We start from the raw sequence: 14,278 nt of genomic DNA on the forward strand, positions 1-14,278 counted from the left end.
AGGAGTAGAACGTTGGAGACTGGGCGGCGCGTGCTGCTTCACGTCGGCACCCCGAAGACGGGCACGTCCTATCTTCAGGATGTTCTCTTCCACAACCGTGAATCCCTCGCTGAGCAGGGAGTCCACTACTTCGCCGACCGCTTCGATGCCCATTTCCTGGCGGCCCTCGACCTGATGGACCTGCCCTGGGGCGGCATCGAGGAGGAGGCGACCGGCGCCTGGGACGCGCTCGCCGAGAAGGTGCGCGCCGTCGAGAACGGCACCGTGATCATCTCCCACGAGATCCTGGCGAGCGCCTCCTGGCAGCAGGCCAAGCACGCGCTGGACTCGCTGGGTGACTCCGAGATCCACATCATGCTCTCCGCGCGCGACCTGGCCCGGCAGATCCCGGCCGAGTGGCAGGAGAACGTCAAGCACCGCTCCGTGGTGACCTACTCCGAGTTCCTCGAGGAGATCCGCGACCCAGACCGCGAGGGGCGGATCGGGTCCTGGTTCTGGGGTGTCCAGGAGCTGCCCGACATCCTCGACCGATGGACCCAGGGTGTCGCGCCCGAGCGCGTCCACCTGATCACCGTCCCGCCGCCGGGCGCGTCCTCCTCGCTGCTGTGGGAGCGGTTCTCGGCTGCCTTCGGTCTCGACGACCTGACCATCGACTTCGAGGGGATCGACCGCGGCAACCCCTCCCTCGGGGTGCCCGAGGCAGCCCTGCTGCGCGAGATCAACCTGGCGGTCGTGCCGGTCATCGAGCCGGCCGACTACCGGCCGTTCGTACGCGAGTTCCTGGCCCACCGCACGTTGGCCAAGCGCCGCGACTCCGCACGCCTGGCGCTCTCCCCCTCGACCCTGCCCTGGGTCGAGGCGCTGTCCCAGAGCTGGGTCGATGCGCTGACGGGACGTGGCTACGACGTGGTCGGCGGACTGGACGAGCTGCTGGTCCCCGCCGACCTCGCAGGCAAGCCGTTCATCGACCCGGACACGATCTCCTCGCGCGAGGTGCTCGATGCCGGTGTCGCCACCATCGACGCGCTGCTCCATGAGGCCATCAGGCTGCGCAAGTCAGAGGCCCGGCTGGAGGACGAGGTCGCCGAGCTCCGCGCCGAGCTCGACCACACCCGGACGCTGGTGCCGAAGCAGCGTGCCCGTGAGGGGCTCGAGCGGCGCTGGTGGGGCCGGGCGGTGCTGAGGCTCTACCGGCTGGTTCGGCGCCCTGCCGGCTGATGATCTCGGTCTGGTTGTCCGTCTAGAAGGGCCTCGCGGTCCGCTGGCCGCCTGCGTATGGGTCGGGTGGATGTGTGTCCGTTGGTCTCGTGTCTGGTTCCAGCACGGGTGGGGCCAATACCGGGTTTGGGTTGGGAGATTTAGAAGCAGGGTGTCCGGGTTGTGTGCCATTTGGGTGTCTTGCGGGCTTCCAGCAGCGGTTCGGGTTGGGTTTGGGATACCTGTTCCTGATTGGGTTTTCGATCCCTTTCCTTTTGAGCTCTCGCGTGCCTTTGGTCACATAATATGTTATGGTGGGGGTAGGCGTGAACGTGAAGGCCGACCACCTCGACAGAGGCGTGCCTCTCAGCCCGGCAGACAACGGGCGTGGGGTATTCCAGGGGATCCAGGGGCGTGAGCGCTGAGCTGCGAGGGTAAGTAATAGCCCGTACTTGACGGGCCTCCGGGACCAGCGAACCAAAGGGTGGATCTGCGTGGGTGCGGATCCTTTGAGTTCGTACGTCGGGAGGTGACCATCGCGATGAGCACGCTGCAACAGCCCCAGCATCCCGTGCTGAAGGCCGTCGTCACGATCACCGACACCCTCGATGAGGTCACGGACGCGAACCCCACGTTCATGGCTACCGATCAGAAGGCCGCCGCGCTCCTCGAGATCGCCCGGGCGAAGGCCCAGCTGGCGGAGCTCGAACTACGCGTGATGGCCGCTGCCGACGATGTGGCTGCGGAGAGCGCGGCTCGTGATGTGGCCGCGTGGCTGCATCACCACACCCACCAGCGCCCCGAGGCCCTGCGCGACGACCTCCGGCTCGCGCACGCTTTGGACCGGACCTATGGCCGGGTTGCTGCGGCGATGCGTGCCGGGGACTGCAACCTTGTCCAGGCACAGGTGATCGTCGCCGCTCTCGACGACCTGCCTGCCGATCTCGACCCCGAGATCCGTGTGAAGGCCGAAGAGGCCCTGGTCGCCTACGCGACCCAGTTCGACCCCACGCGGCTGCGCCGCCTCGGGCGCCGGATCCTGGACCTCATCGCCCCGGAGATCGCCGAGGCCGAGGAAGCCAAGCGGCTCGCGGCTGAGGAGGCCCACGCTAGGAAGAAGACCCGGCTTACGATGCGCCGTATCGGCGACGGGACCACGCGGATCTCCGCGGTCATCCCGGACGCTGCCGCGGACCGGTTGGCGACCAACCTGGAGGCGTTCGCCTCGCCCCGGCGTGATGACGGGACCCGCACCGAGACCGGTGAGTACCTGCCCTACGACCGACGGCTCGGGCGTGCGTTCTGCCAGATGCTCGAGACCCTCGACCCGGGCCGGCTTCCGATCCACGGCGGGGATGCGACCACAGTGATCGTGACCATCGACCTCGACCAGCTCCGCACCGATGCCGGCATCGGCCAGATCCTCGGCGGCTCCCCGATCACCGCGGCTGAAGCCAGACGCCTCGCGTGCACCGCCGGCATCATCCCCGCCGTACTCGGAGGTGCCTCCGAGGTCCTCGACCTCGGCCGTATCCAACGCTTCTTCACCGCAGCCCAACGCCGAGCCCTGCTACTCAGGTCAGCGACGTGTGAGGCCGAAGGCTGCGACATCCCCGGCACCTGGGCCGAAGCCCACCACTGGATCGCCTGGGCACAAGGCGGGCCCACCGATCTCGACAACGCAGCCCTGCTCTGCAGTCACCATCACCACCGTGCCCATGACCCGGCGTATCTTCACGAGCGCCTGCCCAACGGTGACATCCGCTTCACCAGACGCAGATAGGCCTACCGGATCGGACCCGGGCCCTCGGGGATCCAATGCCGCCGTCGACAGGCGAAGGCGGTGAAGGCGCCATGCTCGCGCTTGCCCGCCGTGGCCACTGTCCACTGAGGCGGCGCTGACCTGCTTCCTCGCACTACGATCGCCGAATGGTTGCGGTGGCCGGCTCGATCCGGCGGGTGTCGGCGGTCGGATCCTCGGGGTCGGGCAAGTCGACGGTCGCCAGGAGGCTGGCGGACATCCTTGGCGTGCCGTACGTCGAGCTCGACGCGATTCATTGGCGTCCGGGGTGGGTGGAGGAAGAGCCGGACGTGTTCGTGGACAGGGTCCGCGAGGCGACTCGCGCTGACGCTTGGGTCATCGACGGGAACTACCAGAGCAAGGTCGGCACCTTGGTGTGGGAGTCGGCGGAACTCGTCGTCTGGATCAATCCGCCGCGGTGGCGCGTGATGGTGCAGGTCACCCTGCGTACGCTGCGGCGGGCCGCGAGGCGTGAGGAGCTCTGGAACGGCAACCGCGAGGGCTGGGGCGGCCTTCGGCTCTGGAGCTCGAGCGACTCGGTGATCCGCTGGGCATGGGACTCGTACGCTCCGCAGATCGAGAGGTACGAGGCGGCGATGGTCGATCCGCGCTATCGCCATCTCCGGTTCGTCCGGCTTCGCTCGAGGCGGGACGTCGAGCGGTTCCTCGAAGAGGTGGGACGGTCAGGGCTGCACGGCGGCAGGCTTCCGGGTGAAGGTCAGGTGGGTGACGCCGCTGGGTGAGGAGACCGACTCGATGTCGTAGTCGTTCTCCGTGCCCTCCAGGCCGTCCCAGAGGCGTACGCCGCGGCCGAGGACTATCGGGACCTGGACGAGATGCATCAGGTCGACCAAGCCGGCGGCGACGAAGTCGCGCACCACCGTTGCGCCGCCCCCGATGCGTACGTCCTGGCCATCGGCCGCCTCGAAGGCGGCGGCCAGTGCCTCGGCCGGGGGAGCGTCGAGGAAGTGGAAGGTGGTGCCACCCTCCATCTCCATCTCCAGCGACGGACGCGGTCGACGGGTGAGGACGAAGGTCGGCGAGTGGAACGGCGGGTTGGGACCCCACCAGCCCTTCCACTCGGGGTCGTCCTGCCAGCCCGGCGGTCCGAACTTGTTCGCGCCCATGATCTCGGCGCCGATGCCTTGGCTGTGCCGCTGCGCGAGAGCGTCGTCGACGCCCGCGGAGCCGGCGGCATCCCAGAAGCGGGTGGCGAACATCCATTCGTGCAGGCGCTCGCCGGCGTGGCCGAAGGGCGCCTCGGCCGACTGGGGCTCGCCGGTCGCGAAGCCGTCGAGGGAGATCGAAAGATTGTGGACTCTGGTGAGTGGCATGGGTTCCTCCGTGGACCATGACGGCGCCGAGGTCAGCTCGTCGCCGGGTCGAGCGTACTGCTCGCGGACGGAGACGACGACGCCTTTCTCCGGGCCGCCGTGATGGAATCACGAGGTGTCGCGCCGTCGGAGCGCGGTATGGCTCGGAGGGTGACGATGACCGGCTCGTTCTGGTGGGACCTTGCGATCGGTGTCGCGGCCGCCCTGCTGCTCACCTGGATCGGTCTCGTCGTCGCCTTGCTCGTCGTCCGTCCGCGCGGCGAGCTGCTGCGCGAGGCACTGCGGATCCTGCCCGATGTGGTGCGGCTGCTGCGTCGGCTCGCGGCCGACAGGTCGATGCCTCGCGGCGTACGGCTCCGGCTCTGGCTGCTGATGGTCTATCTCGCCCTGCCGATCGACCTGGTGCCCGACTTCATCCCGGTGCTGGGCTACGCCGATGACGCGATCATCGTCGCCGCCGTCCTGCGCGGCGTCGTCCGTCGAGCCGGGATCGACGCGGTTCGAGCCCACTGGCCAGGCACCGAGGACGGCTTCGCCGCGCTCGTGCTGGTCGCAGGGCTCGATCGGGACTAGCCCGCGGACGACGTCGTCCTTGACTCCGTTCCAAGAACAGGGTTTGGGATGTCCGTATGGCTACCAAAACCGTCACCAGGACACTCGCCACCAGAACATTCAGTGGCCCGTTGACGCTCATCCGACAGCACGGACGGGCCTACGCGTACCTCAACCTCATGGCCTACGGCCTGCTTGTGGCCGGGATGATCCTCGGCGCCCTACGTCCCGAGCTCAACGCGATGCTCACCGGCTCGATGGACGAGTCCGGTCAGACCGGGCTCGTCGTCTCGCTGCTGGCCCGGCCGTGGCTGTTCGCGCTGGTGATCCTGGGGGTGAACCTCGGGAAGGTGGCCCTCGGCTTCGTCACGCTCCCCTCGATGGTCGTGCCCTTCGCCGGGATCCCCGTCTTCGCCTACTGGGCATTCACCACCGGAATCGTCCTGGCTCCCGTCGACCACAACACCACGATGACGCTGATCCCGCACTCGCTCACGATGGTCATCGAGCTCCAGGCGTACGTGCTGCTGCTGCTCGGGGCGTACGTCCTGGGCCTGGCGTGGGTCCGCCCGGCGAGCGTCGGCGTGACCACGCGGCGGCGCGCGTGGGTCCGGGGGCTGCGACTCTTCGGGAGGATGTGGGTCCCGGCTCTGGCGCTGTTCGTCGTCGGGGCGGTCTACGAGGCGTACTCGCTCCGCTACCTCCTGCCGCTGCTCATCAACTCATGACACTGGCATGATGCGGCGCATGGCGTGGAGCACTCGGGAGCTGGCGCGGATCGCGGGGACGACGGAGAACTCGGTGCGCTACTACCACCGGGTCGGGCTCCTCCCGCATCCCGAGCGTGCGGCGAACGGCTACAAACGCTACGAGGTGGCCCATCTGGTCCAGCTCCTGCGGATCCGGCGTCTGCGGGAGCTCGGCGTCCCGGTGAAACGGATCGCCGCTCTGGGTCCCGGTGACCCGAACGCGACAGAGAACATCCGAGCGCTCGATGCCGAGCTGGAGGCGCGCATCGAACACTTCCAACGCGTACGCGAGGACTTGGCGCAGCTCGTCTCGCACGGCGCACCTCTGGAGACTCCGGCCGGCTTCGCCTCGTTCGCCTCGCAGCTCTCCTCGACGCAGCAGGCCCTGCTGGCGATCTACGCGCAGGTCTTCGACGCCCGGACGCTCGCGGCATTCCGGCAGGCGCTCCTGCATCAGGAGGACGCCGACGTCGAGTTCGACCGTCTCGCTGCCGAAGCAGACGACGCGACCGTCGAGGACCTCGCCGAGAGGTTGGTCGAGACCACCCGACGGCAACGGGAGCATGCCCCCGAGCTGGCCGATGCGCTGGACCGTTCGCCGCTCGGCCGGTCCACGGCCGGCCTCGTCCTCGCTCACGCTCTCGTCGACCTCTACAACCCCGCGCAGCAGAGAGTGCTGCAACGCCTCGATGCGCTCATGCCGCGTCAGGAGTGAGACTGCTCGCCTGGATATCGCGGCACCTTCGCAGGGAGAGCCCGAGTCGTACGCTGGACCGGTGGTCGAACGTATCGATCGGAACAGCGTGGTGGCTTTCCGGCTGGCCTCGCACCATCTCGATGTCCGGCTCGGCGAAGCGGACCTGCTGACGCCGCCCGATGTGGCGTGCAGGACAGCCCACCCGGCTCGGCGCTGCTCGCCTTCCACGCGCGGGTCGAGGGCGTGACGGCCGATGTGGTCGAGGCGACGCTCCAGGACAGGAGCATTCTGCTGACCTGGAGCCTGCGGGGCGCCCCTGCACATCGAGCTCGAGGCGTTCCAGGCGTTCACGCCGCTGAGCCGCAAGCGGCAGGAGGCGCTCGTCGCCGAGGCGGAGAGCCTCGCGCCACTTCGGAACGCGTACGCGGTCACGGTCGACTTCATCGACTGAGGGCGCGCCCGGTCAGGCGGGCCAGTAGGTCCCGGTGGCCAGGTAGGTGGCGCCGTTGACGATCAGGAAGAGGAACGCCGCGGCGAGGAGAGCGGTCATGACGTACGCGGCCGGGCGGGCGGTGCGACGAGCGAACCTGATCGCGCGCTGGACCGGGCGGGAGTCGCGGCCGGCGGCGAGGGCGAGCACGACCAGGCACAGCGGGGCCTGGCTGATCAGGAACCATCCGGTGAAGACGGCAGCGACAGCGAGCATGCTCTGCATGCTCGCGCCGACCGTCGCGACGCCGAAGAAGCTGGGGTCGGTCAACGCGCTCACGCCCCAGAACGTGCCCATCAGGCTCATCCCGATGGGTCCGGCCAGCATCGGCCTCGTCCTCTCCGGCTTCGTGTCGTTGCGGTGGGCCCAGCGGTAGGCGGCCCAGAGCCCGACGCCGGCGGCGAGGACCAGCTGCACCGTCAGACGCACCGGGTCGGGGACCGTGAACAGGTCGCGCAGCCAGGCGGCGACGTGCTGGACGGATTCACCGAGCACGATCCCGGTCAGGACGGTGGCGAGCCAGGCAGTCCCGAAGAACAGCAGGATCACGCGGCGCCGGACGCCGGCAGCCAGCGCTGGTACGACGACGAGGGCACCGAACGGATCCAGGCCGGCTATTCCGAACCCGATGATGCCGCCGATCGCAGCCAGCGGGTTCACGAGTGCATCCCCGGCACGGCCGGCACGAGCGGGGCGAAGAGCGCCACCAAGCGGTCGACGGCGGCATCCTGCTCGATGACGCCCGCCTGGATGGCGGTGACGAGGTTGTCGGCCGCACCCAGGAACATCGTCAGCAACGCGGTCTCCTCGCCTGCGGGCAGGCCGAGCATCTCCCAGATCCGGGAGAACGCATCGGGCACCTCGAAGAAGTGATCCTCGACCTCCTCGGTCGCGGCGCGCGCCGCGGAGACCGTCTCGTAGACCGCGCCCGCTCCCAGGCTGTGGTCGACATAGGTCCGGGCCAGGACCGACAAGAGCTCGGCCGGCGACGCCCCGTCCCGGCGTGCGTCCTCGAGCGCGCCGATCACTGCCGCCTCGTAGTCGGCCACGACCTGGCGCTCCATCAGGGTCAACAGATCGGTGAGGGAATCGAAGAGACGGTAGGCGATCGGCTTGGAGACCCCGCAGGCCTCGGCCACCCTGGCGAGCGTGACCGCGCGCCCGCCTTCGGCGCGGGCGATCTCCACGCCTGCAGCCACCAGCAGCTCTCGCCGTTGCGCGGCAGGCAGGCGCGTCGAGCCACTCACGATCGTTCCTCCGGGGCATAAGTTACTGTCCGTAACATTAACAACCAGGAACAAGGCGCTCGGCTCCTGTTGTCCCCGGTGCGCGACGCCGGCCGATGGTGCTGAATAGGCGCATGTCTTCGTCTCCGCAGGTCGTGGTGTGTGGTCCCGCGTCCTGGAACCACCTGATCGCGCTGGACCATCTGCCCGCGCCGGTGCCTCACATGCAGTTCGCGCGCCGGTCCTGGCACACGGTCGGGGGCACCTCCGCGGGCAAGGCGCTGCATCTCGCCGGGCTCGGCGTCGACGTACGTCTGTGGGCTCAGCTCGGCGCCGACGAGGACGGCGCGCGGCTGAGAGAGCGGCTCCGCCGGGTCGGTGTCGTCGTGGAGGCGATCGCCAGCGAGCAGACCGAGCGGCACGTCAATCTCATGGCCGACGGGGGAGGCCGGGTCTCGTTGTACGTCTCGACCCCCTCGTCCCCGAGTGCCGACGCGGTCCGGGCGGCGGTGAGCGGGATCGCCGCCGCGGATCTCGCGGTGATCGACCTGAGCGAGCTGGGCCGGCTGGTGCTCGAGGCGATGTCGATGCCGTCGGTGCCCCAGACTCCGCTGTGGATGGACCTGCACGACTACGACGGGTCCACCGTGTTCCACGAGTCGTTCGTGCGCGCCGCCGAGGGCGTGTTCATGAACGACGACGCCACCGACGACCCCTGGAGGTTGATGGCCTCCTGTCTCGAGCGCGGTCCTCGCCTCGCGGTCTGCACTCTCGGAGCGAAGGGTGCGATTGCACTGGAGGCGGATGGGACCCGGCACGAGGTGGCAGCGGTGCCCGCCAACGTCGTCGACACCAACGGCGCCGGCGACGCCTTCATGGCGGGCTTCCTGGCCGCGAGGCTGCGTACGGAGCCGGTCGCTGTCGCTCTCCGGGCCGCGGCAGAGCAGGCCCGGGTCGCGATCGAGACCGAGCACCTCCACCCGGCGCTCGACCGGGTCTGTTAGCCGGCGGTCTCCTCGGCAGGATGTGCCGGCACGGTCAGCAGGGCCAGCATGGCGATGACGGCGGCGCCGGCGAAGGCGTAGAAGCCCCACGGGTAGGCGATGCCGGCGGTCAGGAGCGCGCCGCCGAGGAACGGCCCGACGATGGCACCGACTCGGCCGATGCCGGCGGACATGCCGAGCGCCGTGCCGCGGATCCGGGCGGGGTAGAGATGGCTGACGAAGGCGTAGACCAGCACCTGCGCGCTGAAGACGAAGATTCCGGCTGCGAGCACCGCGCCGTAGACCAGGAAGCTGTTCTCCATCTTGATCGAGAGCAGTGCCAGCATCACCGCGGCGACGCCGAACCAGGTCACGACCGTCGGCTTGTTGCCCCTGGCGTCGGAGATCAGGCCGGCGAGAACCAGGCCGATCACGGCACCGACGTTCAGGGTGAGGAGCAGACCGAGGCCGGCGTCGAGGGAGTAGCCCGCCTCGCCCATGATCGTGGGCAGCCAGGTGTTCAGGCCGTAGACCAGCAGGAGCCCGCAGAACGATGCCGCCCACAGTCCCAGGCTGACCCACAGCAGGCGGCCGCGAACGACCTCGGAGGGGCGTACCTTCTCGGTGGCGACCGTCTCCAGGTAGGCCTGCGACTCCGGGAGCTTCGCCCACATCACCGGGACCGTCAGCAGGCCCGCGACACCGCCGATCACGAACATCGCCTCCCAGCCCAGCTGCGGGATCACCCAAAGAGCCAGCAGGGCGGTGAGTACGGCACCCACGTGATAGCCGGTCATCATCCGGGTCATGGCGGTGCCCGAGCGTCCCTGGCGGGCGTGCTCGCTCATGAACGCCAGCGCCGTCGGCAGGCAGGCGCCCAGGCCGAGCCCGGCCAGGAAGCGCAGCGCGATGAACACCGTGGCGTTGGGGGCGAAGGCGACGGCAAGGGTGAGCAGCGAGAACAGCGCGATGCTGCTGATCAGCGTCATCCGGCGGCCGAAGCGGTCGGCGAGCGGGCCGATGGCCACTGCGCCGATGCCGACGCCCACCAGACCGAGCGTTGCGGCGGTGGTCAGCGACGCTCTGGTGAACCCGAGGGCGCCGGTCTCGGCCAAGGTCGGGATCACCGCGCCGAGCACGACGAGGTCGTAGCCGTCCAGGGCGACGGCGAGCCAGCAGAGCATGACCGGCCAGAGGCTACGGGTGCCGCCGCGGGCAGCGGTCGACGATGTGGTTGGGGACACATTCATGGGACGAACCTAAGAGGAGTCGCCCCTGTGACCGCCGCCACGACTTCCATCCAGTGGAAAGCCCGGGCAAATTTTTGTCAAAGTCGCCGTCCGATCGACTGAGCGGCGACGCGGAGCGCGCCGTACAACCGCTGCTCGCTCCCCTTGAGCGAGGGAACCACCAGGCCGAGGGCGGCGACGACCCGGTCGCGCTGGTGGATGGGTACGGCGATCGAGCAGGCGCCGAGGGTCATCTCCTCCCGGGTCGTGGCATAGCCCTTCTCGAGCACCTGCCGCAGCTGCCGACGGAGGGTGCCCGGCTGGGTGATCGTGTAGGACGTGATCCGAGTGAGCCCGCCCAGCACGGTGTCCTGGACCTCGCCAGGGGCGTGGGCGAGGAGGACCTTGCCGACCCCGGTGGCGTGCAGCGGAAGGCGGCCGCCGACCTTGCTGACCACCGGGACGGACTGATTGCCGCGCAGCCGGTCGAGGTAGACCACCTCGGTCCCGTCACGTACGGCGAGATGCACGGTGGCGAGGGTCGCGCCGTAGAGGTCGTGGAGGAACGGCTCGGCGACCTGACGCAGTCCGGTCTCGGCAGGCGCGAGATGGCCGATGTCCCAGATCTTGCGGCCGATGACGTACTCGCCGGTTGGCAGCCGATCCAGGGCGCCCCACCGGGAGAGCTCGCCCAGGAGCCGATGAGTCGTGGCGAGCGGAAGGTCCGAGCGCGCGGCGATGTCGCTGAGCGACATCGCGCGGTGCTGCTCGTCGAACGCGCTCAGGATCGCCAGCGCCCGGCTGGTCACGCTCGTGCCGGCCTGCCGACTGTTCCCTGCCATCGTTGCGGAGGCTACTACCTCAGCCCCCGAAGGCGGGGTGCAGCGGCTTGCCGGAGCCGCCGGACCGGGTGGTCGGGGTGGCCTCGATCGGATCGAAGGTCCACAGCGCGTACGCCCCCGGGCCGACGTGCAGCGTCGAGCTGCCGATCGTCTCCGTGTGCGGCTCCTCGGCCGGCTCGTTGAGGGCGAGGATGATGTGGCGTACGCCTGCTTCCTCGGCCGGCACCGGGAGCAGACGGATGGTGGTCATGCCGTCGAAGGCCAGGACACCGCCGTTCTTCAGGACGCGGATAGTGATCCCGGCGGCCCGCCACAGCGGCACCATCTTCTCGATGTCGGCTTCGGTCGTGGCGATCTGGATGCCGATGACGTCGCGCATCTGGTGGTCGAGGTAGCGGTCACGGTTGTAGCGGTCGCGGCTGACGTCACCCTCGTAGGCGGCCGGCGGGAAGCTGAGCCGCGGGTCGTCGAGGAACTCGTCGCGATACTCCATCGCCCAGGAGAAGAAGGTGTCGTAGGCGGTCGTCGTGTAGGTGACGTCGAACCAGGGGATCGGCTCGCCGTCGCCGAGATCGGTCACCTGGGTGAACTCGACCGGGTCGACGCCGAGGTGGTGCAGGTTGTCAGTGGCGGTCGCCAGGTCGCCGTCCTTGTCCGCCGAGACGGCGAGCCCGGTGTCACCGGCGACCGCGTCGGGGGCGTCGCCCGGTCCGAAGAACTCCAGGTAGGTCTCCTTGCCGAGCAGGTAGCGACCGGTCCAGGTCTGGCTCCCGTCGTTGCCGGTGTTGATCCGACGGTCGGCGAACTTTCCCAGATACTCCGAGTGCTCGATCGCGTCAGCCGTCTCCCGGTCGACCATCGCCCAGGCGTGGTTGAAGGCCAAGAGCGGGTCCTGACGCTCCTGCTCCTCGGCTTGGGCAGGGGTCGCTGCCCCCGAAGCGATAACGAGTGCGGCGGTCGCAGCCGCGATGAAGCCCGAGATTCTCCATGGAGTCCGCATGGCTCCCAGTTTGGTTCACCCGGACGTTCCTGTCCTCGAAATGTCGCCGTAGGTCAGGCGCCGTAGGTCAGGCACCGTGGCTGGCGGTGGCCATGGTGGCGCCGAGGCCGATCATGACGACTCCGCCGCCCGCGCTGAGGCCATCGAGGCGCTTGGGCTTGCGGGCGAACCAGGCCTTGGCCCGGCTCGCCGCGACGACCCACCCCGAGTCGCAGGTGAAGGCCATCGCCGAGAAGATCGCGCCGAGCAGAAGGATCTGGGGGACCGCTGGTGCCGAGGCGTCGATGAACTGAGGCAGGAAGGCCAGGTGGAAGACGATCGTCTTCGGGTTGGTCGCCCCGACGATCAACCCGGTGCGGATCGCTCCCCAGGCGGTCGTCTGCGCGACGTCCTCGCCGTGGAGAGCGGCCCGGGCGTCGCCTCGGTGGCGGATCGCCTGGACGCCGAGATAGACGACGTACGCAGCGCCGACCAGTTTCACGACGGTGAACGCGGTGGCGGAGGCCGCCACCAGCGCGCCGAGGCCGACGGCCACCGCCAGGACCTGACCGAACTGCCCGAGCGCGTTGCCGCCCACGGCGAGGACCGCCTCGCGGCGGCCGGCGGTCAGGGCGCGGCCGAGCGCGAAGAGAACGCTCGGGCCGGGGATCAGGATGAAGATGACGGAGGCGAGCGCGAAGGCGGCGAACTGGTTCAGGGTCGGCACGTCAGTCATTCTGCGGCAGGGTCGTAGCGGCGTACGAATGATTTCTGGTGGGCGAGACGCGCTGCGCCGAGTCGGCGCAAACTGACGGGTCCCGCGTCGAGTCGGCTCGTCATGACGAGCCGACTCGGCACAGGGGACGTGCTGGGTCAGCTGCTCTGACGGGCGGCGCGGATCTGCTCGACGAGGATGTCTCCGTGGCCGGCATGGCGGGCCAGCTCCTGGATCATGTGCACGTAGACGAAACGCAGCGTCACCTGCTTCCCGTGCCAGGGGAACTCCTCGTCCAGCTCGTGTGCGGCGGCGACCTCGCGCGAGTGCTCGCAGGCGGCCAGGTAGGCGGCCCGGACGGACTCGACGGTGTCCTCCGCATCGAGCACGAAGCTCTCGTCGACCGTGTCCGGCAGCCCGATCTCCTTGCGGGAAACGTTCGCGACGCGCGAATGGAACCACACCTTCTCCACGAAGGTCGCGTGCTTCACCAGCCCCAGCGGGGTGGTCAGCGACGGGACCAGCTTCCGTCGCGCCTCCTCGTCGTCGAGGTCCTCGAGGATCGTGCTGATCTCACCGCGCTGGATGTCGACCATTCCTTCGAGAAGCGTGCGTTCGTCAGCCCGTCCGATGCTCATGTGTGCAGGTTAGTGCCCGAGCGAGAAGGTCTGAGCCGTAGCCTGATCCCATGTCGACGGAGGACGCCGGACCGGTCTTCGATGGTGTGAAGATCGGTCGTCCGGCCACACGAGCGCTGTTGGCAGCGGGCTATCGCGCACTGTCGGACCTGCCCGACGACCTGGACACTCTGCTGACGCTCCACGGTGTCGGGCCCAAGGCGGTGCGTCTGCTGCGCGAGGTGCTCAGCAGCGCTCCCTGACGTACGCCTCGGCCTGTCGGCGATCCCAGCCACGCGCCTCCTCGAGCCCGCGAACGAGCATCGAGACGTACGCAGCCGACGGCAAGGTGTGCGGGACAGCGTCGAAGCCGTGCGGCGCGGTGAAGGTGAGCATCGGGAGGCCGTCGCGGCGCCCGACCTCGATCAGGGTCTCGTAGTGCCCCGGTCCCGCCTCGTGGCGGCCCTCCTCGAGCCCGTCGATGACGACCTTCTCGATCGGGTCGCCGGGGGCGGGCGGCCGGTCCATCTCCTGGGCGGCGATGTCGGCGAACTGCTCGGCGGTCATCCGGAAGGCCCGGGCAGCGGTCCACGACCCGGCCGCGTCGTGGTCGTAGAACGCCACCCCGCCGGTCCACGTCATCGACTCGCCCGCGAAGTAGAGGCGTCCGGGGAGGTCGACGGCGACGTCGTCGACCGGCATGGCAGGCGTACGGGCCCCGACGTACGACCGCAGCGCCCCCACCGGTTGGCCGCCGAGGACGTAGGCACCGAGACGGTCGCGGCACATGTTGGATCCATAACTGACGTACCAGACCTCTGAAACCATCGCGGCGCAGCCTACCGAGGGCGTGGACCGAGGGGGCCG

Annotated in this window: 17 protein-coding genes; 8 read left to right on the forward strand and 9 right to left on the reverse strand. The window is 69.1% G+C overall.

Annotated features, from left to right (window positions below; genetic code table 11):
• Positions 1-12 precede the first annotated feature (12 nt).
• From H5T77_RS04020 to H5T77_RS04030, 3 genes are all read left to right on the forward strand, one after another.
• On the forward strand, positions 13-1,218 hold the full coding sequence (locus tag H5T77_RS04020; protein ID WP_292645361.1) for a hypothetical protein: 1,206 nt from the start codon (positions 13-15) through the stop codon (positions 1,216-1,218).
• Between the two features lie 520 nt (positions 1,219-1,738).
• Complete coding sequence (locus H5T77_RS04025; RefSeq protein WP_292645364.1) at positions 1,739-2,980, forward strand: HNH endonuclease signature motif containing protein; 1,242 nt, start codon at positions 1,739-1,741, stop codon at positions 2,978-2,980.
• 146 nt (positions 2,981-3,126) lie between these two features.
• Complete coding sequence (locus tag H5T77_RS04030) at positions 3,127-3,741, forward strand: P-loop NTPase family protein (protein ID WP_292645367.1); 615 nt, start codon at positions 3,127-3,129, stop codon at positions 3,739-3,741.
• On the opposite strand, the gene H5T77_RS04035 is transcribed toward H5T77_RS04030, so the two are convergent.
• Complete coding sequence (locus H5T77_RS04035; protein WP_292645370.1) at positions 3,682-4,332, reverse strand: dihydrofolate reductase family protein; 651 nt, start codon at positions 4,330-4,332, stop codon at positions 3,682-3,684. The two genes, H5T77_RS04030 and H5T77_RS04035, sit on opposite strands and share 60 nt — an antisense overlap.
• A 138-nt stretch (positions 4,333-4,470) precedes the next feature.
• Between H5T77_RS04035 and H5T77_RS04040 the strand changes: the two genes are divergently transcribed.
• The 3 genes from H5T77_RS04040 (at position 4,471) to H5T77_RS04050 (ending at position 6,348) form a co-directional block, all read left to right on the forward strand.
• Positions 4,471-4,905 carry a YkvA family protein gene (locus H5T77_RS04040; protein ID WP_292645373.1) on the forward strand — a complete coding sequence of 145 codons (435 nt, stop codon included), beginning with the start codon at positions 4,471-4,473 and terminating at the stop codon, positions 4,903-4,905.
• A 110-nt stretch (positions 4,906-5,015) separates the two neighbouring features.
• Entirely contained in the window at positions 5,016-5,612 is a 597-nt protein-coding gene (locus tag H5T77_RS04045) for a hypothetical protein (RefSeq protein ID WP_292645375.1), read from the forward strand.
• 19 nt (positions 5,613-5,631) lie between these two features.
• Positions 5,632-6,348: a MerR family transcriptional regulator gene (locus H5T77_RS04050; protein WP_292645378.1), complete on the forward strand. Its 717-nt coding sequence runs from the start codon at positions 5,632-5,634 to the stop codon at positions 6,346-6,348.
• 445 nt (positions 6,349-6,793) lie between these two features.
• Here the strand turns inward: H5T77_RS04050 and H5T77_RS04055 are convergent, their stop codons facing one another.
• Both H5T77_RS04055 and H5T77_RS04060 read right to left on the reverse strand, forming a co-directional pair.
• Complete coding sequence (locus H5T77_RS04055; RefSeq protein WP_292645382.1) at positions 6,794-7,480, reverse strand: hypothetical protein; 687 nt, start codon at positions 7,478-7,480, stop codon at positions 6,794-6,796.
• Positions 7,477-8,067 (reverse strand): TetR/AcrR family transcriptional regulator, encoded by a 591-nt coding sequence (locus H5T77_RS04060; RefSeq protein ID WP_292645385.1) that lies wholly within the window; start codon positions 8,065-8,067, stop codon positions 7,477-7,479. The genes H5T77_RS04055 and H5T77_RS04060 overlap by 4 nt, the downstream gene beginning before the upstream one ends.
• Before the next feature lie 113 nt (positions 8,068-8,180).
• Between H5T77_RS04060 and H5T77_RS04065 the strand changes: the two genes are divergently transcribed.
• Positions 8,181-9,050, forward strand: coding sequence for a carbohydrate kinase family protein (locus H5T77_RS04065; protein ID WP_292645388.1), 870 nt, complete (start codon positions 8,181-8,183; stop codon positions 9,048-9,050).
• Here H5T77_RS04065 and H5T77_RS04070 read toward each other — a convergent pair.
• From H5T77_RS04070 to H5T77_RS04090, 5 genes are all read right to left on the reverse strand, one after another.
• Positions 9,047-10,279, reverse strand: coding sequence for an MFS transporter (locus tag H5T77_RS04070; RefSeq protein WP_292645391.1), 1,233 nt, complete (start codon positions 10,277-10,279; stop codon positions 9,047-9,049). The two genes, H5T77_RS04065 and H5T77_RS04070, sit on opposite strands and share 4 nt — an antisense overlap.
• A 77-nt stretch (positions 10,280-10,356) precedes the next feature.
• Complete coding sequence (locus tag H5T77_RS04075) at positions 10,357-11,100, reverse strand: IclR family transcriptional regulator (protein ID WP_292645394.1); 744 nt, start codon at positions 11,098-11,100, stop codon at positions 10,357-10,359.
• Between the two features lie 19 nt (positions 11,101-11,119).
• Positions 11,120-12,100: a DUF5829 family protein gene (locus H5T77_RS04080; protein ID WP_292645397.1), complete on the reverse strand. Its 981-nt coding sequence runs from the start codon at positions 12,098-12,100 to the stop codon at positions 11,120-11,122.
• A gap of 67 nt (positions 12,101-12,167) precedes the next feature.
• Positions 12,168-12,806, reverse strand: coding sequence for a LysE family translocator (locus H5T77_RS04085; protein ID WP_292645400.1), 639 nt, complete (start codon positions 12,804-12,806; stop codon positions 12,168-12,170).
• A gap of 146 nt (positions 12,807-12,952) precedes the next feature.
• Positions 12,953-13,432 carry a DinB family protein gene (locus tag H5T77_RS04090; protein WP_292645403.1) on the reverse strand — a complete coding sequence of 160 codons (480 nt, stop codon included), beginning with the start codon at positions 13,430-13,432 and terminating at the stop codon, positions 12,953-12,955.
• 50 nt (positions 13,433-13,482) lie between these two features.
• On the opposite strand from H5T77_RS04090, the gene H5T77_RS04095 reads away from it, so the two are divergent.
• On the forward strand, positions 13,483-13,674 hold the full coding sequence (locus tag H5T77_RS04095; RefSeq protein ID WP_292645405.1) for a helix-hairpin-helix domain-containing protein: 192 nt from the start codon (positions 13,483-13,485) through the stop codon (positions 13,672-13,674).
• On the opposite strand, the gene H5T77_RS04100 is transcribed toward H5T77_RS04095, so the two are convergent.
• Positions 13,658-14,239 carry a histone deacetylase gene (locus H5T77_RS04100; RefSeq protein WP_292645407.1) on the reverse strand — a complete coding sequence of 194 codons (582 nt, stop codon included), beginning with the start codon at positions 14,237-14,239 and terminating at the stop codon, positions 13,658-13,660. The two genes, H5T77_RS04095 and H5T77_RS04100, sit on opposite strands and share 17 nt — an antisense overlap.
• Positions 14,240-14,278 lie beyond the last annotated feature (39 nt).

Origin of the sequence: Nocardioides sp. (genome assembly GCF_014360585.1) — a bacterium.
Lineage (GTDB): Bacteria > Actinomycetota > Actinomycetes > Propionibacteriales > Nocardioidaceae > Nocardioides.

What these genes read in the sequence shown, in the direction of transcription:
- H5T77_RS04025 (WP_292645364.1), top strand. Translation starts at nt 1,739, where the DNA reads ATGAGCACGCTGCAACAGCCCCAGCATCCCGTGCTGAAGGCCGTCGTC.
- H5T77_RS04030 (WP_292645367.1), top strand. Translation starts at nt 3,127, where the DNA reads ATGGTTGCGGTGGCCGGCTCGATCCGGCGGGTGTCGGCGGTCGGATCC.
- H5T77_RS04035 (WP_292645370.1), bottom strand. Translation starts at nt 4,332, where the DNA reads ATGCCACTCACCAGAGTCCACAATCTTTCGATCTCCCTCGACGGCTTC.
- H5T77_RS04040 (WP_292645373.1), top strand. Translation starts at nt 4,471, where the DNA reads ATGGCTCGGAGGGTGACGATGACCGGCTCGTTCTGGTGGGACCTTGCG.
- H5T77_RS04050 (WP_292645378.1), top strand. Translation starts at nt 5,632, where the DNA reads ATGGCGTGGAGCACTCGGGAGCTGGCGCGGATCGCGGGGACGACGGAG.
- H5T77_RS04065 (WP_292645388.1), top strand. Translation starts at nt 8,181, where the DNA reads ATGTCTTCGTCTCCGCAGGTCGTGGTGTGTGGTCCCGCGTCCTGGAAC.
- H5T77_RS04070 (WP_292645391.1), bottom strand. Translation starts at nt 10,279, where the DNA reads ATGAATGTGTCCCCAACCACATCGTCGACCGCTGCCCGCGGCGGCACC.
- H5T77_RS04075 (WP_292645394.1), bottom strand. Translation starts at nt 11,100, where the DNA reads ATGGCAGGGAACAGTCGGCAGGCCGGCACGAGCGTGACCAGCCGGGCG.
- H5T77_RS04080 (WP_292645397.1), bottom strand. Translation starts at nt 12,100, where the DNA reads ATGCGGACTCCATGGAGAATCTCGGGCTTCATCGCGGCTGCGACCGCC.
- H5T77_RS04090 (WP_292645403.1), bottom strand. Translation starts at nt 13,432, where the DNA reads ATGAGCATCGGACGGGCTGACGAACGCACGCTTCTCGAAGGAATGGTC.
- H5T77_RS04095 (WP_292645405.1), top strand. Translation starts at nt 13,483, where the DNA reads ATGTCGACGGAGGACGCCGGACCGGTCTTCGATGGTGTGAAGATCGGT.
- H5T77_RS04100 (WP_292645407.1), bottom strand. Translation starts at nt 14,239, where the DNA reads ATGGTTTCAGAGGTCTGGTACGTCAGTTATGGATCCAACATGTGCCGC.